20 protein-coding genes are annotated in these 23740 nt (G+C 67.4%); 6 read left to right on the top strand and 14 right to left on the bottom strand.

The window, feature by feature from the left end; translation table 11 throughout:
* Positions 1-333 precede the first annotated feature (333 nt).
* Both AU193_RS04890 and AU193_RS04885 read left to right on the top strand, forming a co-directional pair.
* On the top strand, positions 334-1692 hold the full coding sequence (locus AU193_RS04890) for a sulfatase (RefSeq protein ID WP_064421220.1): 1359 nt from the start codon (positions 334-336) through the stop codon (positions 1690-1692).
* Between the two features lie 72 nt (positions 1693-1764).
* On the top strand, positions 1765-2565 hold the full coding sequence (locus AU193_RS04885; protein WP_064421219.1) for a Stf0 family sulfotransferase: 801 nt from the start codon (positions 1765-1767) through the stop codon (positions 2563-2565).
* 18 nt (positions 2566-2583) lie between these two features.
* On the opposite strand, the gene AU193_RS04880 is transcribed toward AU193_RS04885, so the two are convergent.
* Positions 2584-3345: a trans-aconitate 2-methyltransferase gene (locus tag AU193_RS04880; protein ID WP_064421218.1), complete on the bottom strand. Its 762-nt coding sequence runs from the start codon at positions 3343-3345 to the stop codon at positions 2584-2586.
* A 41-nt stretch (positions 3346-3386) separates the two neighbouring features.
* On the opposite strand from AU193_RS04880, the gene AU193_RS04875 reads away from it, so the two are divergent.
* Positions 3387-4580: a S9 family peptidase gene (locus AU193_RS04875; RefSeq protein WP_064421217.1), complete on the top strand. Its 1194-nt coding sequence runs from the start codon at positions 3387-3389 to the stop codon at positions 4578-4580.
* On the opposite strand, the gene eccE is transcribed toward AU193_RS04875, so the two are convergent.
* The 12 genes from eccE to AU193_RS04815 form a co-directional block, all read right to left on the bottom strand.
* On the bottom strand, positions 4567-5481 hold the full coding sequence (gene eccE / locus AU193_RS04870; RefSeq protein WP_064421216.1) for a type VII secretion protein EccE: 915 nt from the start codon (positions 5479-5481) through the stop codon (positions 4567-4569). The two genes, AU193_RS04875 and eccE, sit on opposite strands and share 14 nt — an antisense overlap.
* Complete coding sequence (gene mycP / locus AU193_RS04865) at positions 5478-6881, bottom strand: type VII secretion-associated serine protease mycosin (RefSeq protein WP_064421242.1); 1404 nt, start codon at positions 6879-6881, stop codon at positions 5478-5480. The genes eccE and mycP overlap by 4 nt, the downstream gene beginning before the upstream one ends.
* A gap of 10 nt (positions 6882-6891) precedes the next feature.
* Complete coding sequence (gene eccD, locus AU193_RS04860) at positions 6892-8337, bottom strand: type VII secretion integral membrane protein EccD (RefSeq protein WP_253867622.1); 1446 nt, start codon at positions 8335-8337, stop codon at positions 6892-6894.
* Positions 8322-9185 carry an ESX secretion-associated protein EspG gene (locus AU193_RS04855; RefSeq protein ID WP_064421214.1) on the bottom strand — a complete coding sequence of 288 codons (864 nt, stop codon included), beginning with the start codon at positions 9183-9185 and terminating at the stop codon, positions 8322-8324. The genes eccD and AU193_RS04855 overlap by 16 nt, the downstream gene beginning before the upstream one ends.
* A 6-nt stretch (positions 9186-9191) precedes the next feature.
* Positions 9192-9482, bottom strand: a complete 291-nt coding sequence (locus tag AU193_RS04850) for a WXG100 family type VII secretion target (RefSeq protein WP_064421213.1) — start codon at positions 9480-9482, stop codon at positions 9192-9194.
* A 35-nt stretch (positions 9483-9517) separates the two neighbouring features.
* Positions 9518-9811: a hypothetical protein gene (locus tag AU193_RS04845; protein WP_064421212.1), complete on the bottom strand. Its 294-nt coding sequence runs from the start codon at positions 9809-9811 to the stop codon at positions 9518-9520.
* Positions 9812-9863: 52 nt separating this feature from the next.
* Positions 9864-11429, bottom strand: coding sequence for a PPE family protein (locus AU193_RS04840; protein WP_156425121.1), 1566 nt, complete (start codon positions 11427-11429; stop codon positions 9864-9866).
* 2 nt (positions 11430-11431) lie between these two features.
* Positions 11432-11740, bottom strand: a complete 309-nt coding sequence (locus tag AU193_RS04835) for a PE family protein (RefSeq protein WP_064421211.1) — start codon at positions 11738-11740, stop codon at positions 11432-11434.
* Positions 11740-15726: a type VII secretion protein EccCa gene (gene eccCa / locus AU193_RS04830; RefSeq protein ID WP_064421210.1), complete on the bottom strand. Its 3987-nt coding sequence runs from the start codon at positions 15724-15726 to the stop codon at positions 11740-11742. Before eccCa ends, AU193_RS04835 begins: the two co-directional genes overlap by 1 nt.
* The gene (gene eccB, locus AU193_RS04825) at positions 15726-17291 is read right to left on the bottom strand and encodes a type VII secretion protein EccB (protein ID WP_064421209.1); all 1566 of its coding nucleotides are present in this window, start codon (positions 17289-17291) and stop codon (positions 15726-15728) included. The genes eccCa and eccB overlap by 1 nt, the downstream gene beginning before the upstream one ends.
* Positions 17288-19105 carry a type VII secretion AAA-ATPase EccA gene (eccA, locus tag AU193_RS04820; protein ID WP_064421208.1) on the bottom strand — a complete coding sequence of 606 codons (1818 nt, stop codon included), beginning with the start codon at positions 19103-19105 and terminating at the stop codon, positions 17288-17290. Before eccA ends, eccB begins: the two co-directional genes overlap by 4 nt.
* A 117-nt stretch (positions 19106-19222) precedes the next feature.
* A complete protein-coding gene (locus AU193_RS04815; protein WP_064421207.1) occupies positions 19223-20113 on the bottom strand; it encodes an oxygenase MpaB family protein in 891 nt (296 codons plus the stop codon).
* A gap of 81 nt (positions 20114-20194) precedes the next feature.
* Between AU193_RS04815 and AU193_RS04810 the strand changes: the two genes are divergently transcribed.
* On the top strand, positions 20195-20815 hold the full coding sequence (locus AU193_RS04810; RefSeq protein ID WP_064421240.1) for a TetR/AcrR family transcriptional regulator: 621 nt from the start codon (positions 20195-20197) through the stop codon (positions 20813-20815).
* A gap of 6 nt (positions 20816-20821) precedes the next feature.
* On the opposite strand, the gene AU193_RS04805 is transcribed toward AU193_RS04810, so the two are convergent.
* Positions 20822-21397 (bottom strand): VOC family protein, encoded by a 576-nt coding sequence (locus AU193_RS04805; protein WP_064421239.1) that lies wholly within the window; start codon positions 21395-21397, stop codon positions 20822-20824.
* A 186-nt stretch (positions 21398-21583) separates the two neighbouring features.
* Here AU193_RS04805 and AU193_RS04800 point away from each other — a divergent pair, with 186 nt between their 5' ends.
* Positions 21584-22726, top strand: a complete 1143-nt coding sequence (locus tag AU193_RS04800; protein ID WP_064421206.1) for a hypothetical protein — start codon at positions 21584-21586, stop codon at positions 22724-22726.
* Positions 22702-23739, top strand: coding sequence for a 2-hydroxyacid dehydrogenase (locus AU193_RS04795; RefSeq protein WP_253867620.1), 1038 nt, complete (start codon positions 22702-22704; stop codon positions 23737-23739). The genes AU193_RS04800 and AU193_RS04795 overlap by 25 nt, the downstream gene beginning before the upstream one ends.
* Position 23740: the final 1 nt, after the last annotated feature.

Here is a 23740-nt window from a genome sequence, read left to right as displayed (position 1 = left end):
GGGTGTGATGTGCCGGTGAGGGCGGCCTCGTATTCGGCGGGTGGGACGTAGCCGAGGGCTTCGTGCAGTCGTTTTCCACCCGCGCCCACGTCCCGACCGCATCCGCACCTCGGGCGCTGCTCGCCGCCGCCGCCAGCTCATCGAACATGTGATCGACCATATCGAACCGGGACGTCGACACACAGCCGTGACAACCCATCTGAGGATGAATCCCAACTTGGGGATAACCCGACGGGGCCAGACGCTTGTGAATAACGCGCCGGCCGAGGCGAAGGCTTGCCCGATCGGCGCCGGCACGTTGAAGTAGGGGTGCCGACGACGAAAGGACGTACAGTGACAGACCCGCGCCGAGACAACGTGCTGATCGTTCACTGGCACGACCTCGGCCGCTATCTCGGCGCGTACGATCACCGCGACGTGTCGAGTCCGCGTCTCGATGAATTCGCTGCCGAAAGCATTCTGTTCACCCGCGCGCACGCGACTGCGCCGCTCTGCTCCCCATCACGAGGGTCGTTGTTCACCGGTCGCTACCCCCATAGCAATGGTCTCGTCGGCCTCGCCCACCATGGCTGGGAGTATCGCGCGGGTGTTCGGACGCTGCCACAGATCATGTCCGAATCTGGTTGGTATACCGCCTTGTTCGGAATGCAACACGAAACCTCGTATCCGGCGAAGCTCGGTTTCGACGAGTTCGACGTCTCGAATTCATACTGTGAATACGTCGTCGAACAGGCGACGCGGTGGCTCAGCGATCCGCCCGAGAAGCCATTCCTGTTGACGGCGGGATTCTTCGAGACACATCGCCCGTATCCGCGCGACAGGTACGAACCGGCCGATGCCGCAGGTGTCGCCGTCCCCGAATTCCTGCCCGACACCGCGGAGGTCCGGCAGGACCTCGCCGAGTTCTACGGATCGATCGCGGTGGCCGATGCGGCGGTCGGCCGTCTGCTCGACACCCTTTCGGCGACCGGTCTCGACCGCACCACATGGGTAGTGTTCACGACCGACCACGGCCCCGCACTTCCCCGCGCCAAATCGACGTTGTACGACGCGGGCACGGGCATCGCGATGATCTTGCGGCCACCGCGCGGCGCGAACATCGCACCGAAGGTCTACGACGAGTTGTTCAGCGGTGTGGACCTGCTTCCCACGCTGCTCGAACTCCTCGGTGTCGAGGTACCAGCCGACGTGGAGGGGCTCTCCCACAAGGTCGGCCTGCTGGCCGCCCCGGACAAGCCGGTACGCACCGAGGTGTACACGACGAAGACCTACCACGACTCCTTCGACCCGATCCGCGCGGTCCGCACCAAGGCATACAGCTACATCGAGAACTACGCGTCGCGCCCTTTGTTGGAACTGCCGTGGGACATCGCCGACAGTGCGCCCGGCCGCCTCGTCGCGCCCCTCTCGCGGGCGCAGCGACCGCAGCGAGAGCTCTACGACCTGCGCGCCGATCCCAACGAGTCGAACAACCTTCTGGCCCAGGGTGGTTCGGAGGCAGAATCCATCGCCGACGATCTCGCGCTGCTCCTCAACGAATGGCGCGTCAAGACCAACGACGTGATCCCGTCGGAGTTCGCGGGGACCCGGATATCGGAGCGGTACACCGAAACGTATCTGCGTATTCGGGGCCCATTACCGAGCCGCTCCGCGATCGCGGCCGAACGCGGCGTCACAGACGACCACAGTTGACCGATGATTTCGCTCACCATGATCGAAATATCATGTGGTGCCGAACTATTACCGTGTGAGTAAGCTGCTCGCATGTCAGCCCCGACGGCCTATCTCGTCCTGGCCTCTCAGCGCAGCGGCAGCACGCTTCTCGTGGAGTCCTTGCGCGCGACGGGTGTCGCCGGGGAACCCGGCGAGTTCTTTCAATACCTGCCGAGCACCAGCCAGTCGCCACAACCCAGGCAGTGGTTCGAGGGTGTGACCGACGAGTCGATCCTGCGTCTGCTCGACCCGCTCGACGAGGGCAAGCCCGACCTCGCCCCGCCGGAGATTTGGCGCGATTACATCCGCACCGTCGGCCGTACCCCCAATGGGATCTGGGGCGGCAAGCTGATGTGGAATCAGACGCAGCTGCTGCTTGAGCGGGCCAGCGGGCTGCCCGGCCGCTCCGGCACCGGCCTGTTGTCGGCCATCCGCGACGTCATCGGTAGCGACCCGTTCCTCATCCATGTCTTCCGCCCTGACGTTGTGTCCCAGGCGGTCTCGTTCTGGAGGGCCGTGCAGACCCGGGTATGGCGTGGCCGGCCCGACCCAACCCGCGATGCCCGCGCCGAATACCACGCGGGCGCGATCGCCCACGTCGTGACGATGTTGCGGGCCCAGGAGGAAGCGTGGCGCAACTGGTTCGCCGAGGAAGGCGTCGCGCCGATGGAAGTGCCGTATCCAGTGTTGTGGCGCAACCTTTCTCATATCGTCGGTGACATCCTCGAGGCGCTCGGACAGGACCGACACCTTGCCCCGGAACCGGTCCTCGAACGGCAGGCCGATCAGCGCTCGGACGACTGGGTCGACCGGTACCGCGCGGACGCCGAAAAAGAAGGACTTCCCACATGACCCCCGGGCCTTCAGCGTTCAGTCCACCTGAGCCACCACGAAAATACGTCGGAACGGGAAGAGCGTCACACCGTCCTCCCGCTTCGGATACGCCGAGGCCAGCAGCGGGTGCAACTCTGTGCGGAACTCGTCCCACTCGGCCTCGGTGAGCCTACTGCGTACCGGCCTAAGTGCGGTTTCCGTGATCCAGTCCAGCACCGGCTTCTCACCGGTCAACACGTGCACATAAGTCGTCTCCCATGCGTCGACCGTGCAACCGGCATCGGCGAGCAGGTCTGCGTACTCGATCGGCTCCTTCACCGGTGACTCCCGAAGCGCGGAGTCCTGCAGCGGTTTCAACCATCGTTCTCGCCGTGTGAGGTCTCGTACCAGGCGATGTGACGGCGCCTCGAAGTTGCCCGGTACCTGCATCGCGATCCACGACCGCGCCGGCAACTGCGCGACCCACCTCACCAGTATCTGCGCATGGTCGGGTATCCAATGCAGAACGGCGTTGCTGATCGCCACGTCGGTGTCGGGTTTCGGCACCCAGTCCCGGACGTCACCGACCGTCGCGTCGATTCCCCGTTTCCGGGCGGCCTGCACCATTTCTGGAGAGCTGTCCAACGCCTCTATGAACGCCTGCGGCCAACGCTGCGCCAACGCGGCGGTCAGATTGCCCGGCCCGCAACCCAGATCGGCGACCCGTCGCGGCGCGTCGGCGCCGACCCGCGACAACAACTCGAGATAAGGGCGCCCACGCTCGTCGGCGAACTTCAAATAGGCGTCGGGGTTCCACATCCTGACAGTTTGACACCGCCGGATCGAGTTACGATGCCGACGTGAGCCCATCGGACGCCGACCCGGTCGATCCGCCTATTCCCGTTCCCGACATTCCCGGCGCAGACGCCAGCGGCGGACTGCCCCGGCGCGCCGACCTCACGCTGCGCCAGCGGTTCATCGTCGACTCCTCGGCCGTGGCCGATCTCGCGCTGCGCACCGCGATCGCGTCGCTTCTCGCGACGACGATGTTGCCGGCCCTGGCCGGCGGCTTACGCCGGTCACAGTCACGCGCTGAACGCGAACAGCTGCAGTTCTACGCCGAATTGGCCTCGGCGAAGGATCCCGTGCAGTCGTTTCCGGCGCCCACTTCGCCACCCCGGGTGGCGTCGCGAGCAGCGAACCCGCTGGCCGAGTGGATCGCGAAGGGGCAGGTCCAGAACATCCGTTTCGACAGCGGTTTCGAAGCGATCAACCCCGCCTTGCGCGAACAGTGCCGCGGATTCGAACGCAACAACGTCGTACACGCCCAGCACTGGCGACACGATGACGGGCCGCATCCGACGCTGTGCCTGATCCACGGGTTCATGGGTTCGCCGTATCTGTTCAACGGCCTGTTCTTCTCACTGCCGTGGTTCTTCCGGTCGGGTTACGACGTCCTCTTGTACACCATGCCCTTTCACGGTCCCCGTGCTGAAAAGGGTTCGCCTTTCAGCGGCTACGGGTTCTTCGCCAACGGATTCTCGGGCTTCGCCGAGGCGATGGCACAGGCGGTGCACGATTTCCGCTCGGTCGTCGACTATCTGGAGTTCACCGGCGTCGATCGCATCGCGCTGACCGGGATGTCGCTCGGGGGATACACCTCAGCGCTGATCGCAGCCATCGACAACCGGATCCAGGCCGTGATCCCCAACGTTCCTGTGGTGGCGCCCGACCGGACGGTGGACGAATGGTTTCCCGCGAACAAGGTGGTCGGGCTGCGGAACCTGCTGACGGGCACCGACGCCGAACTGATGGGCGCCGCCACCCTGTTCTCCTCGCCGCTGAACTACGCACCGCTGGTGCCGAAGAACCGGCGATTGATCATCACGGGTCTCGGTGACCGGTTGGCGCCCCCGGAACAGGCTGAGATGCTCTGGGAGCACTGGGACCGCTGCGCGTTCCACTGGTTCCCCGGCAACCACATCCTGCACGTCAGCCAGCCGGACTACCTGCGCAGGATGACCCGCTTCATGCGGGATTTCATGTTCGACTGAGCTCGGTCTGATGTCCCGCCGGCCAGTCGATCCGCGCCAGCAGATCGACGGCGACAGGCCTACCCACGACGTTCAGTCGACCAACCGCCTTGGGATCCAACGCCGTCAGCAACGGCCGCTGAACGCCACGATGCGGTCTCAGACCGGACACCGGCGCCGCGCGCACCGCCTCCGACGTCCGGAACGCGCACGCCGCCGCGACAGTCGGGTGCGCCACCCAACCACTGAACTCGATGGCGGTCCACGTCTCCGACGACTGCGACCACACCTCGTCGAGGCGCTCACCCAGCCGCTCGTCGACCGGAATCCCGTAGGCCGACACGAATCCGCCTTCGTCGTGGACACCGCGCCACTTCTCGCGGCCCTTTCCGATCAACGGCGCGTCGGTGTCATTGACGGGTACCGCGTCGAGGCCCGCCTCCCGCAGGTGATCGGCGAGTCGCCGGCCCGCGATCTCGGCGGTTTCGCGCAGCGGCAGTTCCGGCGAACGGGCCTGCAGGGCAGTGAGATTCGTCGTGGCATCGAGGGTCAAGCTGATCCACGTGGTACGAACACCGTCCAGATCACGGTTGGTCACGCGAACCTCGCTGCGGACGCCGAACCGCTCGACATAGCCGGTCACCAAGGGCAGCGGCACACCGCAACCCGACGGGTCGTCGACCCGCAACACCACGGTGGCCCGCTTCGGATCCTGCGCCGTCGGCTTCGAGTGGTTGCGCCGAAACACCGCCAACCGCCGGCCGAGCATGTTCGTCACGAACTGGCCCCGCCACCACGCGAACACCACGACCACCACGGCGACCGCGATCCCGAAGATCCACCAATCCGTGGTCGTCTCCCACGGGTACGCCATCGCCGCCAGGACGACGGCCAACGACGCCAACGCAATTCGAACGGTCACGATGCCTCCGCTTCGTTGTCTGGGTTCCTTCGCCGATGCACCGCAACCGCGGCCGTGACGGCGGCGATCAGCGCCAGCACACCCGTTCCCGCGAAGGCGACCACCTTCGGCGTATCGTCGGGCGCGGCGGGCCGCGGCGGTGCGGCGACGGTCTGGGGTTCGGGGTCCCCGTGAGGGGCGACGGCCGCCGTCATGTCCCATGTCAGGGCGGCGACGGGATCGACGAGTCCGGCGCCGGTCAGGTTCGACGGCGCTCGCGCCGCCCCCTGCGCGCCGGCCGTGAGCCGATCCCTGACCTGTTCGGCGGTCAGATCGGGAAACCGACTGCGCACCAAGGCCGCGACGCCGGACACGTAAGCCGCCGCGAAACTCGAGCCGTTGAGCGGATACAGTTGGCCCCGGTCGTCGAGCAGCCCGTTGGCGAGGCCGCCGTCGTCGCCGTTGCCCACCGAGACGATGTCCTGCCCGGGTGCGGCTATCCCCACCCATGGCCCCGCCATCGTGAAATCCGATGGCTGCCCGGCGATGTCGAGCGAACCGACCGAAAGCACGTAGGGCTGCCAGGACGACGGTATCGACACCGACGTCGCCCCGGCCCAGTTGCGAGGGTCCTCCGGGCGGCTGGGATCCGACAACGGGTTCGACGGGCATGCCGACCCCGGGTTCAACCCCGCCTTGTTGTTGCCTGCGGCAGCGACGATCACCGCGTCCTTGTCCACGGCGGCGTACCGCAGGGCCGCACCGAGTTCCCTCTGGTCGACGTCCTCAGTGGCGGGCAGACAGGTGACGGCGGAGATGTTGATGACCCTCGCGCCCAGGTCCGCCGCACGGACAACCGCACGGGCCAGGGTCGCCACGTCGAGCGCGACGCGTGCCGTCGCCGGATTCCCACCGGTCTCGCGCGGGGAGAACCGCGACGACGTCGACCGGATCGCGAGCACGCGCGCACCGGGCGCCACCCCGGAGAACCCATCGGCCCCCGGCTGGCCCGCGATCAGCCCGGCCACCAGCGTTCCGTGGCCGTCGCAATCGCTCAGTCCATCGGTCGACTCGACGAAATCTCCGCCGGCGTCCACGTTCGGCAGTCGGGGCCCGGGCCTGACGCCGGTGTCGATGACCGCCACGACCTGTCCGTCCCCGCGGCTGTACTCCCACGCGCCCTCGACGTTGAGCAGCTTCTGGTTGGCACTGGGCGCGCCCGGGTCGGTACCGGGCAACACACCCGCGCTGACACACGGTCCGCGTTGCGACTGGGCCTGGACGGGCCCGGCCGCACCCGACGGAGGTGGCACCGCCGGATCCAGCTGAGGTGGTGTCATCGCCTGTGCGAGCGGAGAACTCACACCTACGACGGTCACCGCCGCCGCGGCCGCGACCACAGCACGCAACCGGTCGCGGATCACCGACGCCTCATCGGTCAAGCACCCAGGCGAACAGCCCGACGAGATAGGCCAGCACCGGGATCAGCGACGCGTCGATGCCGGACGCCAGGAACCCGACCAGGCGACGCATGGGCAGCGAGTAGGTGTCCGGCGAGGCGACCCGCGGGAACGCCGCGACGATCACCCACACCACCGTCAAACCGGCGAGCGCCACGAGCGCCCACCACGCCGCGGTGATGCGGTCGTCGACGCTGAACACGACCAGCAAGCAGACCGCAAGCAGGAACGGCTGGCTCAGCAACCACGCCTTGCACGGAGCGGAATCCCACACGCGGGCCCGCAGCACCGACCCGAGCGCCACCGCGGCCACGACGTACCACACCCACGGCGAAACACCCTGTGGCGCAGCCAGTGTCAACGCTCCTGCGGTGGACAGCAGCACGCCGCCCGCGATGAAGCCGGTCTGGTGCGAATCGCTAATCCGAACCCGGCGCGGCAGATCGGCCAGCACCTTCATCGGGTGCGGCGCCGGGGTCGGGTCGCCGGGAGCCGGAATGACCGGCATCGGCAGCCGCGCCCACAATGCCGACAACTGCGCCGCCTGGACCGTGACCACCAGCGCGAGCACCACAAGCACGGATCCGACGACGATGTGGTTCAGATGCCAGATTGTCGCGGCACCCGCGGTGAGCAGTGCACCGCCGCCTACGGCGGTGGCGGCCGTGAACACCGCGATGGCCCGTTGGGCGACGACGATGCTGACGATCGACCAGGCGGTCACGCCCGCGGCGGCGAGCAGCACGTGTGACGGCCCGAAGTTGCCGGGCACTCCGAGCGCGAGAGCCACAGCGATGGGCACAAGAGCCACCACGGCCAATGCCGTGCCGAGCCGCGGCGAGCGGCCCCATGTGAGCAGCGCGGCCAGCACCGTGAGCGCCGCGGCGCCGCTGGCCACGGCGAGACCGGCGAAGCCGCCGATGATTTCGTTGTGCACGACGGCAAAAGCAGTGACAATCACAATGAGCGCGATCACCGCCGCCGCTGCGCCGCGCGCGATATGCGCCGCACCCCACGGCTTCTCGCGGGCAGCCGAGAAGATGACTGCTGCGTCACCGATGTCCTCGACTATCCGCGGCGCCGCCGGCCCCGCCGGAAGCGGTTGCAGCGCCAGAAGATCCCCGTCGACGACACCGACGGTGTTCAACGTGGCATCGAGACTGAACGGCGCACCTCCGACCGGGGCGAGCGACAACACAACTGGCGTTGCGTCGCCGTACTCCTCGTCGGCGGGCATCGCCATCCGCCGCACGGCGGGCAGGATCTCCCGCAGGGGGAGTTCGGTAGGCAACGCCATGTCGGTGACGCGACCGCCCGCCTCGCCAGCGGCGAGCACCGCCACGCGAGCGATCGGCATCGCCCGGGACGCGACCGGGTCCGCCAAAGACGCTGTCGCGCCGCTCAAACTGTCTGCCATTGGTGTTCCGTTCTCTGGTCGGAGTCGAAGTCTCGGGTCAGTTTCAGGTCGGGGAACCACGCCCCGTCGGGCAGCGTTGCGGTAAGCCGCTCGACCGCGGTGGCGATGGCCATCGGCGTGCCGGGCGTGAATGTCGAGACCCATTCGCCGTCGAACGCCCTCGTCGGGGAGACGAGCACCCTGCCCTCCCGGGTGTCGACGACGCTGACGCCGACATCGCTGCTGACGCGATGGCCGTCCCGGTGGTCGCCGGCCACGATCTCCACATAGCTGCGGTTCGTCCCGTAGGCCGCCTCGACGACTGCGCGTGCGCTCGGCGGGATGCCGAGGAACTCGGTGACGTCGTCCAGCGTCGCGCCGTTGCGCAGCTGTTCGTCCGCGCGCGCCCCGATGCGCGCGGGAATGGCGAACTCGTCGAACTCGGCCGGCCGGCGCCCCGACAGACCGGCGGTCAGGATGGGAACCAATGCCTGCGGGTGGTCGACCTCCAACGCGGTGAGCGTGACGAGGCCGCCGCCACGCAGCGCGACGACAGTGTGGTCGTCGCAGCGCGCGACGTGCCCGCGCAGCATGTTGCCAGCCCCCCGCACGAACCGGAGTTCGAGCCATCGCCTGGGTCGGCATGTCGTCGTGACCCATCGCCGGACACGGGGTTCGACGACACCGGCCACCGTCATCACGCCCATCTCGACCAGTTCGGCCGACACCCTGGCCTCGAAGGCCGCCCGCTCGGCGTGGTCGCCGTAGGGCGGGGTGATGGCCAGCACCCAGGGGTAATTTCCCGCCCCCGATGCATCGGCGACGAACCAGGCCTGCTCCGCTGTCAGCTCGACTGCATTAGCTGCCACCGTCGGTCAGCCACCCCATTTGGCGCCTTCGGCCTGGTCCCGGGCGCTCATCGTCATGGTGTTCTGCTCGTGGGTGGCGGCCATCGCGCGGTATGCGCGTACGAGTTCCTCGAGGGCCAGGTTCCACTGCGCCTGCCACGCCTGGTAGGTCGTTCCGGTGTCGCCCTGCCAAGCCCCGGCCAAAGCCGCTTGCTCACTGGCGATGTCGGCGCCAACGGCATGCAGTGCGCCCGCATAGCCGGCCATCTCGCCCGCGTGGGCCAGCATCGCCGGGTAGTTGTACATGATCTGAGACATCAGGTTCTCCCTCTGGGTCTAGGTCAGTTCGAAGTTCAGATACCGGTGTAGGTGCTGGCCGCCGCGGCATCCTGGGCGACGTAGGTGCCCGCCGCGTCGCCTAGGTTGACCTGTGCGATGTCGAGCAGCGCGTTGATTTTCGCGGAGACTTCGAGGAAGCGTGCGTGCGCGGCCTGGAAGGCGGCCGAGGATTCGCCCATGTGGAATGCCTGTGCCGACTGCGCGGCCTGCTCGGCCTGTGCCATGGTGCTGCGCATCAGCGCGGCCTTCGCCGAGAACGCAGCCTCGGATGACACGATTTGGGGGATGTGAGCGTCCAGGAGGCTCATGGATGTTCCTTTCGGATTGTGGTTCGGTGGAATGGATTTCGGTCAACTCGGTTCAGTCGTTTTCTCCCCCCTTGTGATCCCAGTCGCTGGGCAGCATGGGCTCGGTGGGTCCGCCGCCGAAGGAGTCACCGGCGAGTTCGGTCAACCCGCTGGCCTGTTCGGCTTCCGGCTTGCTCGCTGCACCGGTGAAACCTACTTCGCCTGCACCCTTTTCCGATGCGGCGACATGCGGACGCCGTACCGTTTCGCGGGGTGGAGCCACGTCTTCCGGCTCGTCGGGCTCGTAGTCCATATAGGCATCGGCGTACTGGCGTTGATGGACCGGTTGCGGCCGCCTGCGGCGGGCCTTTCGCTTGGCCAACGACGATGCGGCGGCAGCGGCAGCGGCCGACGCAGCGATGTCCGATGCGGGCGCCTTCACACCCGTGCCCTCGCGGAACGTCGGGGAGACACCGTCTTCGGGGTCCGGCCCGGCGACCGCGTACGGGACCACCGCAGCAGCAGCGGGTGCTGGGACAGCGCCAGCGGGCGCTGCGCCCGCAGCAACCGACGCCGCGGGAGCGGCCGGAGCCGCCGGCACCGTCGGCGCCACGGTCGCGATCGGCGGAAGCGATTCCGCGCGCGGCTCGGCGACAGGCCGCAGAGGGGCGGGCGCGGGGGCAGGCGTGGGCTCGGGTGCGGCGACCGGAACGGGCTGCGGCGTCTGCGACTGGACGATGAGCCCGATCAACAACGGCAGCCAAATCGGGGAGCTCAAAAGCAACGACCACGTCGTCCATCCGAGCGGCTGCGTGATCGCCTGGTAGAGAACGAACAACAGCACCAGTCCCGACGACGGGTTGAAGAGCCACCCGAGGAAGTTGTTCAGGAAGTTGCTGAGGGAATCCAGGATGCTGCCGAAGAACTGGCGCGCAAGGTTCAAGATCCCTTCGAAGAAGTCCTCGAAGAACCTCATGATGTCGCGCAACAGGTCCGCGATCGAGTCGGCGATGTTTCGTGCGCCACCTGAGTCGGCGGCGGTGGCCAGCGCCGCGGCCTGTTGCACATCGGCGGCGGCAGAGCCCGCCTCACCCACGCCAGGCTTCAACACGAAGGGGGCGGGCGGCGTGATCGGCGTCGCCGCCACGGCGGCACCCGACACCGCCTGATAGGTGCTCATCGTGGTCGCCGCCTGAATCCACATCCGCACGTAGTCGGCTTCGTTCAACGCGATAGGAATCGTGTTGATACCCAGGAAATTCGTGGCGATCAACACCGCGTGGGTGGATTTGTTGAGCGCCAACTCGGCCAGCGTCGGCATGGTCGCCAGAGCCGTGGTGTACGCGGCCGCGGCGGTACCGTGCTGCGCCGCGGCGGCCGCGCTGTTCGCGCTGGCCTGAGCCAGCCATGCAAGGTACGGCGTATGCGCAGCCGCATACTGGGCTGCGCTCGGCCCCTCCCAGGCGCCGCCCTGCACCGATCCCAGCACGGCGGTCAATTCGGCTGCAGCAGCGGAGTACTCGGCTGCCAGCGATTGCCACGCCCCCGCCGCCGCCAACAGTGAACCCGGACCGGGTCCGCTGCTCAGCATGGCCGAGTGCACCTCCGGCGGAAGCGCCATCCAGATGGGAGCCGTCACGGTCAGCTACCGGCAACCAGATAACTCGCCGCGGCGGCAGCGTCACCCGTGGCATAGCTCGTACCGGACTGACCGACGCCTACCCCGGCGCGACCCAACTCTTCGACGCCAAGAGCAGCGATTGAATTGTGTTGTGCGCCATGAGCACTCAAGCTGATAGCCGTCTGGATCGACACCGCATCGGCGGCCGGCGGTATCACGGCGGTTACTGCCGGTGCGACGGCGGCGTGCGCCGCCGCCAGCCGGGCCGTCAACGCTTCGACCGCGGAAGCCGCCGCGGCAAGTCCTTCGGGAACGACGCGAAGAGTCATCAGTTGAACTCCCTTCCACTGTTGCTGTTGTTGCCAGTGCGGCCTGCCACCGCGTCTGTGAACGGATTGACGAGTTGCAGGAACGTGGGGGCATCTCCATCGTCGAGCAGCATGGCCCGGCCCGCAGGCAGACGGCGGAACCGGTGCCCCCGAATCTTGCCGCTGTCCTGCGGGTTGCCCGAAAGCATGAGGATCACCGCTTGCAGTTCGTTGAGCCGGCGCAGCAGGGGCGCGGTCATCAGGGCGTGCGCCGAACCGGTCGCCCGTGCGGTCACCATGACGCGCAGGCCTAACTCGCTTGCCTGCGAGAGCAATCCGATGATGCCGGTCCACGGCCGCTGGCCGACGAACGGCCCACTGGCCGCGGGCGCGTCCGGGATCTGGTCGACGTCGTCGATGATCAGGTAGTGGCTGTGGCCGTCTTCGCCCGGCCGGTAGTTCCACCTGCTCAGCTCCTGCGGAGACAGGCCGGCAGGCGGGCGGCGCTTCTCGAGCAGGGCGGTCAGCCCGAGCATCGCCGGGGTGATCCGGTCGATGTTCGGGGTGTACTCGTTGTCCGGGAAAAGCGGCTCGTCGACCAGATGCAGACGCCGATCGATCACCGTGAACGCGACGCGGTCCGGGGTGGAGTTCTCCCGGATGGTGCGAATCACGTGACGCAGCAGCGTCGTCTTGCCCGACTTGGCGTCGCCGAACACCATCAACAACGGGTTCTGGTCGAACGCCATCGCCACGGACGCGAGGTCCTCCTCGCGCTGGCCGATGACCACCCGCTCCGGCGCCGGATACAGCGGGGCGACGGCGCCGGGCGCGAGATCGTTCGGCAACAACCGCACCGGCGGCGCGGTGACACCAAGATGGCGGGCGTTTATCACGCTGATGTCGCGTAGCGCCGGCTCGGCGAACAGGAAGTGCTCGGCGGCCATGGTCAGGCCGCGACCGGGCTGGTCGGCCGGCACCGCTTCGGCGGGCCGGCGCAGCGCACCGGTGACCCGCACATTGCTGTCGCGCGGATCCGACAGCTTCAGTTCGAGGCGCTGGCCCAGACCGTCGCGCATGGCCAACGGAACCTCGAGCCAGTTCGGTGTCGTGATGACGACATGGATGCCGTAGGACATACCGGTGTTCACCAGCTCGGTGACCTTCGACAGCAACGGGTTGCGGGTGTTGAAGGTGTCGGTGTTGTCCCGGCTGAACGCGTAGAGGTTGTCGATGACCAGGAAAGTCTCGCCGTACTCGTCCCGCTGGCCGTTACCCGAGTGCCCCCGCGCCTGGCGGGCACGAAGCAACTGCTCGAGCTCACCGAAGGTGCGCCGGATGCGTTCGGGTTCCAGCGGTGAGGCGACGCTGCCGACATGGGCCAGGTCTTCAAGCGGCCGCAGCTGACCACCGCCGTAATCCAGGCAGTAGAACGTCACATCGCGCGGCGAGTGCAGAGCCGCCGCGGACAGAATGAACGTCTGCAGCGCCGTGGTCTTGCCCGACTTAGGCCCACCGTGGATCAGCAGATTGGCCCCGGCGGACCTGGCGTCGAAAATCAACGGATCGCGCCGCATAGCGAACGGACGGTCGATCTCGCCGAGCGGCCAACGCCATTCGCGCTCGGCCACGTCGGCGCGGGCCAGCAGGTCGTCCAGCGGGATCGGGTCGTCCAGCGGGGGCAGCCACAGCGGCGGCGCCTTCGGACCGTAGTGGGCAAGCTGGTCGCCGATGGTCGCGACGAGCTTGCGCGGCGGGCGCTCCTCGTGAGCGGCGGGGTCGGCGACGACGACCGTATCGGCAGGCGGTTCGACGTAGCCCGCGGTGAACGGCTGTGGCACCGGGACGGACTGCACCACAACGGATCTCTCCGCACGCGGAGGATCGTAGATACCGTCGACGTAGGTGCTGCGGAACTTGACCGGCATCGCGCCCGGCGCGGGTACCAAAAATCCCTCGCCCTTGTGCTCGGGTCCGGCCTCGATGTGGAACGCGTCCTCCACGCCGATGATCTGGCGGCTGATGGCCGGGCTGGCCACCTTGAGCCCGATGCGGTAGGAGGTGTTCTTGTCGATGTCCTTGATCCGGCCGATATCCAGCGTCTGCGACGCGAACAAGATGTGGATGCGGAACGAACGGCCCTTGCGCGCAACGTAGTCGAAAAGGTCGGCGTACTCGGGATGATCGGCAAGCATCAGCGAGAACTCGTCGGCGACGACGAGCAGCGTCGGTAGCGGCGGAAGGTCGTAGGCCGCCGCGTTCGACGAGGAACGGTAAGCCTCGTACTCGAGCACCGAGTTAAACGCGCTGCCCTGCACCCGGCGGCCGGCCTCCATCAGCAGTTGCTCGCGTCGTGCCACCTCGCCGCGCAGCGTATCGGCGAACCGGTCGGCCAGCGAACGCTTTTCGGCCATGTTGGAGATGACCGCGACCACCTGCGGGAAGTCCCGGAAGATGTCGGCTCCGGCCTCACCCTTGAAGTCGGCGTAGATCACGATCAACCGGTCGGCGGAGTGAGTCGTCAACAGGGACAACAGGATCGACATCAATGTCTGCGACTTGCCCGAGCCGGTCATGCCGATCATCAGCCCGTGCGGACCCATGCCGCCTTCGGCTTCGTCCTTGAGGTCGAAGATCAGCGGCTCTCCGGTGGCGGTGACGCCGATCGGCACCCGCAGTTCGTCGGCGCGCGCCCGCGGCGCCCACAGGCTCGCCACGTCCAGAGCCGCGGCGTCCGGAATGCCGAGCAGCGTGGAGAAGGTGGCGACCCCGGTGCTCCCGGTACGCGCGTGGCTCGGGTTCGAATCCCACTTCGACAGCCGGCGGGCGATGTGCCGCGCCGTCGCGACGTCCAACCGGTCGGCGGCGTCGACGTAGGGCTGCCATCCTCCGGACTGCCAGCGCTGCAACTTTCCGCCGCTCAACTGCAGGATCGGTCGCTCCGGATCGGGATACTGCTCGCGGTGCGGGGGCTCGGCGACGCGCTGCACCAGCGTCACACCGGCCAACCCGCCGCGCGGGACCAGCGCGGTGGTGTCCACGTCAGGATCATCGACCACGATCAGCAGGTGCTTGACCTCGGCGTCGTCGTCTTCACCGAACGGTGACCGGTCGTCGAGCGCGGGGGCGAGCTGCGAGCGCAGTTCACCGACGTCGCCCGCCAGGTAGCGGGCGGGGCCGGCCCCGTCGACCGCCCCCGGAATGTCGTTGTGCGGCAGCCACTTGAGCCATGACCAGTCGTCGCTCTCGATGTCGGGGGCCAGCAGTGCGACACCGAGCACGGCGGGGTCGTGCCAGGTGACGGCCTGCGTGATCCAGGCGCGGAGCGCCGCCCTCACCTCGTCGGGTTCGCCGAGCACTGTGATCCGCGAAACCTTGCCGAGATCGATACCGGTCGGCACGGCCCGCACTGTCCGCTGCACGTCGAGTAGGGCGCGTAACGCGCTGTGCGACACCGGTTCCAGGTCTACCTCGTCGGCGCTGTCCTTCACCCGCAGCGAGGCGTTCAGCGGAGCGTCGTGCAGGCCCGTGCGCACCACCAGGAAGTCGGGATCGTGCGGATCGCGCTCCCACTGCCTGCGAGTGCCTGGCACGTCGATGAGCAGCCCCGGATCCGGATGCGACCACTCCAACGCCGCACGCTGCTCGGCGGCATGCGCGCGTACGTTGTCCCGGACCACCGACAGATAGCGCAGATAGTCGGCCCGCTCGGCGTCGACCTCCTCGGTGCGCATCTTGTTGTCGGTGCCGCGGTAAAGAGCGGTCGCGGCCAGCAGCAAGACGAACGGGAAGAACAACGTCGTCGGGGAGATCAGCCGCATTCCGGTGGCCACCAGCGCCACGATCATGCCGACGATCAGGATGACGATCAGGAACGGCAGCACCCGCCGCAGCAGTGACGGCGGAATCACGCGCGGCAGCTCCGGCGGCGGTTCGATCGTGATGGTGCCCTTGCGCGTCGACGGCACCGGGATGCGGCGACGCGCCTCGAAAATGAGCCGACTCATTACGGCGTCTCCCTCACGATGGCGGGGCGGGGGTCGGCGGGCAGGGCGTCATGGGCCAGCAACGCGTCACCGCGCGACAGCGTCGGACCGGGCGCGAATTGGCTCAACATCGACCATGGGATTGGCAGGGCGGGCGGGGTGAGACCCAATGCTGAGATGGCATTCTCGTCACCGTCGGTGTCGAGGCCGTAGCGGACCCCGACATCGCTCACCCAGAAGGATGCGCCGCCGACGGGTGAGGTCGACGCACCTCCACCGTCCTGCCCGACCGTCTGGACCAGGTAGCCGCGCCCAGGGCTCAGCACAACGTTGTTCGCGGTGGTTCCCGAGCCCGCTCCGACCAGCTGCACGGGGCGCAGGCGATCCGAAACCGGCAACGTGACACCGGAACGCAGGTGAAGAGTCGCGCTCGTGGCATCGGCCGGTCGCTTCCACTGGGCACACGTCAACGGCGCGTCCACGGCGTCGACGAGCGAAACCGGTTCGGCGGGATAGGATTCCGTGTCGATGATGTCCGCGACGGGCAGACGGGCGATGTCGTCGACGCCCAGCCGCGGCGGCTGGTCGAGTCCGTAGGAGTTCGCGTTACGCATGATCGCGGCGATGACCGGTGAAATCGGTTGCAGCCCTTCGCTGAGCACCGCATAGTGACGCAGTGTGTTGTCGGTGGCGAAGGCCGTGACCACCGCGCCGACCGGCGCAGGCGCCGGCAGCGGGTATCGCGGCGGTTCCCCGGCGCCCGGGATGACGGGCGGGAACAACGCGGGAGCTTCGGGCACCGCGTTGAACAAGCCCGGGGCGATGGGGCGAGCCTCGGCACCCGAGGTACCCAGACCGAGTGCACTGGTGACCGCGCGGTCGTTCATGTCGATCGCACTGCGGCGCCCGTTCCACAACAGCCAGGTGCCTGCGTTGGGACCGCTCGGGTTGGAAACCAGGATGGCCTTGTCACCGGGCAGCTGCGCCGCGCGCTCGCCCCCGTCGATCAGCGGACCGGCGATCATCGTGACACCGGCGGCCGGTCCCGAAACCCCGTCGCACACCGTCCACTCGGCGTCGCGGGTGGTGTTCTGCACCATGCGTTCGGGTGCGCCCGGGATGCCGATCAGATTGCCGCGGGGGAACTGGTCGATCTCGCTGGTCTTGACCTGCGACGGGTTGTCCGGCCGGCCCGCGATCAGGCGCGCGGACGTCAGGTTCAGCACCGGATGCAGCTGCTCACCGAGGCGGACGTAGAGCGCGGAGGTGGTGCGGTCGGCCAGTATCGCGTCGTTGCCCGCGACGCCACCGGGCCGTATCAGCGAGAACACGAAACACCCTGCCATGACGGTGATCAGCACCAGCGCCCCGACGAGCACCGAGCGGGTCTGGGTGCGGAGCGGATCGACGAGCATGCGGGTGTCGTGCAGCGCGACACCGGATGCGATGCGCCGCATGATGAATCGCCATCCGGTGACCTGATGCCGGGTGACGAATCCGCGACGGTACACGACCCGGTCGGGATTCTCGTTGGCCGGCGTGCGCGAGGCGAACGCCCGGCGATCCGAATTGTCCGGAGTGCTCATTGCGGCACCGTCAGCCCGAGGCCACGCAGCAGCGGAATGGCGGATTTGGTGACGTCTTCATCGGTAATGGTCATCAGTTCGTCATCGGTGAAGTCTTCACTATCGGAGTGATCGAGTCGGTACTCGCGCTCCTCCTCGGAACGCTCGACCAAGTTGCGCACGAAACGTCCGTTGCCGGCGATGTCGAGATTGCGCCTCTCCACACCGGTGACGTCCGGCGTCGTCGCCGCTGCCAACTGACCGAACAAGGATTCCATGTGGGCGAGCGCCGCCGGTTCGAAGACGCTGTCGCGCTTCTCGGCCATCCGGACTGCGATCTCGACCAGTTCGTGCGGTGTGTACGAAGGGAATTCGATGCTGCGGGTGAAGCGGGACCGCAACCCCTCGTTGGTGTCGAGGAACGCGTCGAGATCCTTGCGGTACCCGGCGACGATGACGACTAGTCGCTCGCGGTCGTTCTCCATGCGCGCCAGCAGCGTGTCGATCGCGACCAACCCGAAATCATTCTTCGCACCGGTCGACACCAGCGCGTAAGCCTCGTCGAGGAACAACACACCGTCGAGCGCGCTGTCGATGATCGCGTTGGTCTTGGCCTCGGTCTCGCCGATGTGCTGGCCGATCAGGTCGGCCCGGTGGACCTCGCGGACCGTCTCCTTCTTCAGAATGCCCAGACCGCAATAGATCTTGGCGACGACGCGCGCGATCGTCGTCTTACCGGTACCGGGCGGACCCGCGAACACCAGGTGGTTGGTGCGCTGCGCCACGGTCAGGCCGCGCTCCTGGCGGCGGATCGCCATCGCCACCGAACTCTTCAGCCGCGCGACCTGATACTTGACCTCTTCGAGCCCGATGAACTCGGCGAGTTCGGCCTCGGCCTCGATCAGCAGGTGCGCCTTGCGCTCCTTTGCGCCGGGGTCGACGAACTCGGACTCGCTCGGTTCGGTGGCGGGATCCCACGGATCGGAGCGGCCCTCGATGCGCGCCGCGGTGGTCGGCACGATGCCGTACGAGGTGTCCGTCAGCGCGATCTCGACCTGTTCGTTCTCCGGGTTGGCGGCGTAAAGCTCGGCGAGCACGTCGGCCGCGTCGAGCTCCTCACCCTGCGCGCGTAGGCACAGCGCCTTGACCAGCGTGCCGTCCACCGTCGCGACATCGACTGGCCCCGAAGCGTCTTCGAGGTACGACAGCGCGGGCGCGTACATGCCGAGGCGGGCGAGCGACGTGCCGAGCGCGACGCGCGCCGCATGTGCGTACGTCTCGTCCAGACGCGTGTCGTTGACGATCGGAGTGATCAGCCGGACCACGTCCGACCAGCGCTCGGCGCGGTAGTACATCGCGATCCGCACCCACCTGGCGTCCAGCCAGCTGGGGCGCCGCGTGACCAGCGGCTCGACGAGTTCGTCCGCGCCGGCGTAGTCGCCGGCATCGCAGAGCGTGACGGCGTAGGCCAGCTGGAAGTCGTCGGGTGTCGACGCCGAGAACTTGAGGTAGAGCCCGCTGTCGTAGCTGAAGGCCAGGTCGCCTTCGGTGAGTTGCACGTGGCGCTGCAGCACCCCCGCTGTGGCGACGGTCTGCCAGATGGCCTCGAGCACCCTGGCGCTGGTGTCCCCCGCCGCGGCCAAGCCCGTCCATGCATCGCACTGTTCGCGGGCGATTCGGGTGAGTTCGGCGAAACCGGAGCGGGCAGCGGCCGCGTCCGGCGGACGGCGACGGTCGTGCACCGACAACCCGAGGGCCCGGCAACACGTCGCGAACCGACTCACTACATCGTGGTCGACGCGCGAAGTCGCAGCAAAATCGGTCTGTAGCGGCACGCGCCGTGATCTCCCCGTAGTTATGGCAGGCTAACTTTACCGGCAGAAGTTAGCATTGACTAAGCTAACTTGTACAGACGTTCGGGGTCCGCTCAGCGGCTCGGCACCGCGAACTGACTACACCAGCGGGCGACCGGTGCGCACCCGCCAGTCGAGATCTTTGAGCAGCACGTTGAACGGGAACTGCCGGACGAACCGCGGCATCGCGTTGTTGATGCGGCCCACCACGCCCATAACCCGGTTGAACCGTCGTTGTTTGACCGCGTCCCACGGCAACCCCATCTCGTCACGGAACCGCTGGGGCAGAAAGCCGGTCGTGATGAAGAGGTTGATCGCGTCGGTGCGCTTCTGCAGCCAACCGGGAGCCTTGAGGTTGCCGATACGGCCCGCCGCGATGGGCCACAGGTATTCACGGACCGCGGCGTCGATGTGGACCTTGTCGAGCGACTGCTGCCAGTACTCGTCGAAGGCCTTGCGGTCGGCGGGCCACATCTCCGCGGGAACCTGCAGCGTGGTGCCCAGCGCCGCGCCGTCGCGGTAGTGGCGGTCGGCGGATTCGTCGTCCATCTCACCGACGAAGATCCGGTACACGTCGACAAAGCCCTTGTACAGGCAGGCCGCCACCCACAACTGCAGGTTCTTGTCGAACGCGTTGTACTCGACCGGACTATCCGGCAACGAGTACACCTCGGCGTGCGACCGGTTGACCGCACGCCGGTACGTGGCCTTCTGCTCGTCGGTGCCGGCGAGCGCGACGGCGAGGTAGGTGAACGTCGTCCGCGCCCGCTTGATGGGGTGGCGGTCCGCGCGGCCGCTCTCGACGCGGCTGTCCTTGACGCCGTATCCGACTCCCGGCCGCGAGAGTTCCATGATCACGTTGGCCGCTCCCGACAGCAGGCCGATCCCGAGCATCGCGTCCTCGGGTGCGACGTTGCGACGCAGCTTGTGCCCGGGTAATGGCGCGTCGTTGACCGGTCTTCCGACGTGGTCGATCGGCTGGGAAACCATCGGCGGACCCCTATCGCAAATGTGAGAACACGTGTTTCCTGATATTGCCCGCGCCCGGTGCCGGGTGTCAAGATGACGGTCATGGCACAGGTCCGCCCCTACCGCGGCGTCGACGCGGCTCAACGCCTCGCGCAGCGCCGGCTGCGGCTGCTCGACGCCGGACTCCAGTTGCTCGGCGCCGATGCGGACGATCTCGCCGAGTTGACCGTGCGGGCGATCTGCGCAACGGCCGGCCTGGGTGTCCGCTACTTCTACGAGACGTTCCACGACAAGGACGACTTCGCCGCCCAGGTCTACGACTGGGTGATCGCCGATATCGCGGCGACGACCCAGGCCGCGGTCGCCGCCGCGCCGCCCCGCGAGCAGCCCCGTGCGGCCATGGCGAACATCGTGCACACCATCGCCGTAGATCCTCGCGTTGGTCGCCTGGTGTTCAGCGTTCAGGTGTCGAATACGGTGATACTGCGCAAACGCGCGGAGTCCACGGCCCTGTTCGCACAGTTGTTGTTGCAGCACGCCGGCGCGGCCGTCGCACGCGACAACCAACTCGACGAAGCGACGGCACATTTCGCGGTCGGAGGAGTGGGCCAGACGATCAGCGCCTGGCTGGCGGGCCACCTCGATCTCGACGCCGACCAACTCGTCGATCGGCTCGCGGCGAACATCAACGCGGTCTCCGGACTGCCGACGAACGAAGCCTGACCCCGCTCAGGCGGTCACCCTCGGACGGCGGTCCGCGGCCGTCCTCGGTGTTGCCTTCGCGTCGCTCTCGCCGAATTCCTTCGTCCAGCACGCGAATTCAAGAGTGATGCCGTCCGGGTCGAGGAAATAGAACGACCTGACGTAAACACCGGGGTGCACCGTCGGCGAAACCTGGGCCTCGCTGTCGTCGTGATTGAGCACCGGGCCGACGCGCACGCCCTTGGCCTTGAGGCGCTGTCGATACTCGTCGAACTTCTCGGCCGGCACGTGAAACGCCAGATGGTTCATCGTGCTGACGGCGCTGACGATGTCCCCGATTCCCGGAATGGCCTCGGGCGAGGAGACGCCGGGAACCCGGTCCGGCGCGTCGGCGAACCAGAAGAACGCGACGCAGTCGCCATTACCGGCGTCGAAAAAGAAGTGCTGCCCCATGCCTCCCGGCAGATCGAGCGACTTGATCAACGGCATACCGAGGACGTTGGTGTAGAAGTCGACGGTTTTCGCCATATCCGAGCACACCAGCGCAACGTGGTTGATGCCGCCGAGCTCGAACTCGGTGTTGGGATTGTCGGGCCTGATCACCGGGCGCCTCCTAGCGCGAATCTCTGGCCAGAAACGCAAATCGAATTTAGCATCAGGGACGATCACGAGCAATGACGAACGGACCGGCACCGCTATGACGATCGTCCCGCTGCAGACCAGGCCGATCATCAAGATCGTCGAACAGCCTGTAGCCCTTGATTTTTGGCCCGACAGGGCACGGCTCGAATGACCAGAACACCGTCGACCACCGCAACACCGGGAGTCTCCCGCGAGTTCGTCGGCCTCGATTCCCCCACGGCCCGGCGGGCCGGCGCGGGCGGACATCCGTGCCAGGGGATCTATCACCGCGGGGTCGGTCGCAAACCGAAGGTTGCGATGATCGCCACCCATTACCAGATCGACTTCTCCGAGCACTATCTCGCCGACTACATGGCCACCCGCGGTATCGGCTTCCTGGGCTGGAACACCCGCTATCGCGGGTTCGAGAGCAGCTTCCTGCTCGACCATGCGCTCGTCGACATCGGCGTCGGAGTACGGTGGCTTCGCGAGGTACAGGGTGTGGAAACCATTGTCCTACTGGGTAATTCCGGCGGCGGTTCGCTGATGGCCGCGTACCAGGCGCAAGCCGTCGACCCGCATGTGACTCCGCTTCCGGGGATGCGTCCAGCTGCGGGGCTGATCGACCTGCCGGCCGCCGACGGCTACGTCTCGACCGCAGCGCATCCCGGCCGCCCCGATGTGCTCACCGCCTGGATGGACGCGGCGGTTGTCGACGAGTTAGACGCGGTGACAAGCGATCCGGAGCTCGATTTGTTCGACGAGCGCAACGGTCCGCCGTTCTCGGTTGAGTTCGTCGAGCGGTACCGGGCCGCGCAGGTCGCACGAAACCACGCGATCACGGACTGGGCCGAGGCCGAACTCGAGCATGTGCGGGCGGCCGGTTTCTCCGACCGCCCCTTCACGGTGCTGCGGACATGGGCGGACCCGCGCATGGTCGATCCCGCCCTGGAACCGACGAAGCGCCCCGCAAACATGTGCTATGCCGGAGTACCGGTGCAGGCCAACAGATCTGCCCGCGGTATCGCTGCGGCCTGCACTTTGCGTAATTGGATCGGCATGTGGAGCCTGCGATATGCCCAAACCCGCGCCGAGCCGCACCTCAAGCGGATCACCTGCCCGGCGCTGGTGATCAACGCCGAAGCGGACACCGGCGTGTTCCCGTCCGACGCCCGGCACATCTTCGACGCGCTGGCCAGCACGGACAAAACACGGTGCTCGATCGACACCGACCACTACTTCACCACCCCCGGCGCGCGAAGCGAACAGGCCGATACCATCGCCAAGTGGATCGCGAAGCGGTGGCGTTAGCCGCCGACCCGTCTCGCGGGGGCTCACCGCTGAGGGTCCTCGCGCATTTCGCTCCCGGTTCGAAGGCCATCGATTTCGTTGCACCGCAGTCTGATTGGCTCGATATTCGCTACTGCGCGGAAGACGACGACACCACCTTCTACCGCGAGCTCCCCGAGGCCGACGTGATCTGGCATGTGCTGCGGCCGCTATCCGGTGACGACCTCGCCGAAGCACGTCGTTGCCTGCTGGTGCACAAGATGGGCGCCGGGGTCAACACCATCGACGTGACGACCGCGACCGCCCGTGGTATCGCGGTCGCCAACATGCCGGGAGCCAATGCCCCGTCGGTCGCCGAAGGCACAGTGCTGCTGATGCTGGCCGCCCTGCGCCGGCTGACCGAACTCGACGAGGCCACCCGCCAGGGCCGGGGCTGGCCATCCGACCCGAGCCTGGGCGAGACGGTGCGAGACATCGGTGGCTGCACGGTGGGTTTGGTCGGCTTCGGCAACGTCGCCACGAGGGTCGAGCGCATTGTGCGGGCGATGGATGCCGAGGTTTTGCACACCAGTACGCGCGACGACGGCCATCCCGGCTGGCGTGCGCTGCCCGACCTGCTGGCCGCCAGCGACATCGTCTCGCTACATCTTCCGCTGACCGACGCGACGGCGGGCATGATCGATGCCACGGCGCTGAGCCGAATGCGGCCCGGCGCGGTGCTGGTCAACACCAGCCGCGGCCCCATCGTCGACGAGCCCGCCCTCGTGGCCGCACTGCGCTCTGGGAGGTTGGCGGCTGCGGGACTCGACGTCTTCGCGACCGAGCCCGTCGCAGCCGACAACCCGCTGCTCCGGCTCGACAACGTGGTGCTCACCCCACACGTCACGTGGTACACCGCCGACACGATGCGGAGGTATCTGGAGCACGGGCTGGACAACTGCCGCCGGCTGTGGGACGGCCGTGAACTGGTCAACGTCGTGAACGGTATCGTGTCTCCCAACCGACCGGTTAATAGGGACAGTCCGTCACAGTGAG

It is taken from the genome of Mycobacterium sp. GA-1285 (assembly GCF_001499905.1).
Taxonomy (GTDB): domain Bacteria; phylum Actinomycetota; class Actinomycetes; order Mycobacteriales; family Mycobacteriaceae; genus Mycobacterium.
Note: the sequence above shows the minus strand (reverse complement) of the source record. Positions and strands in the feature narration are given on the sequence as shown.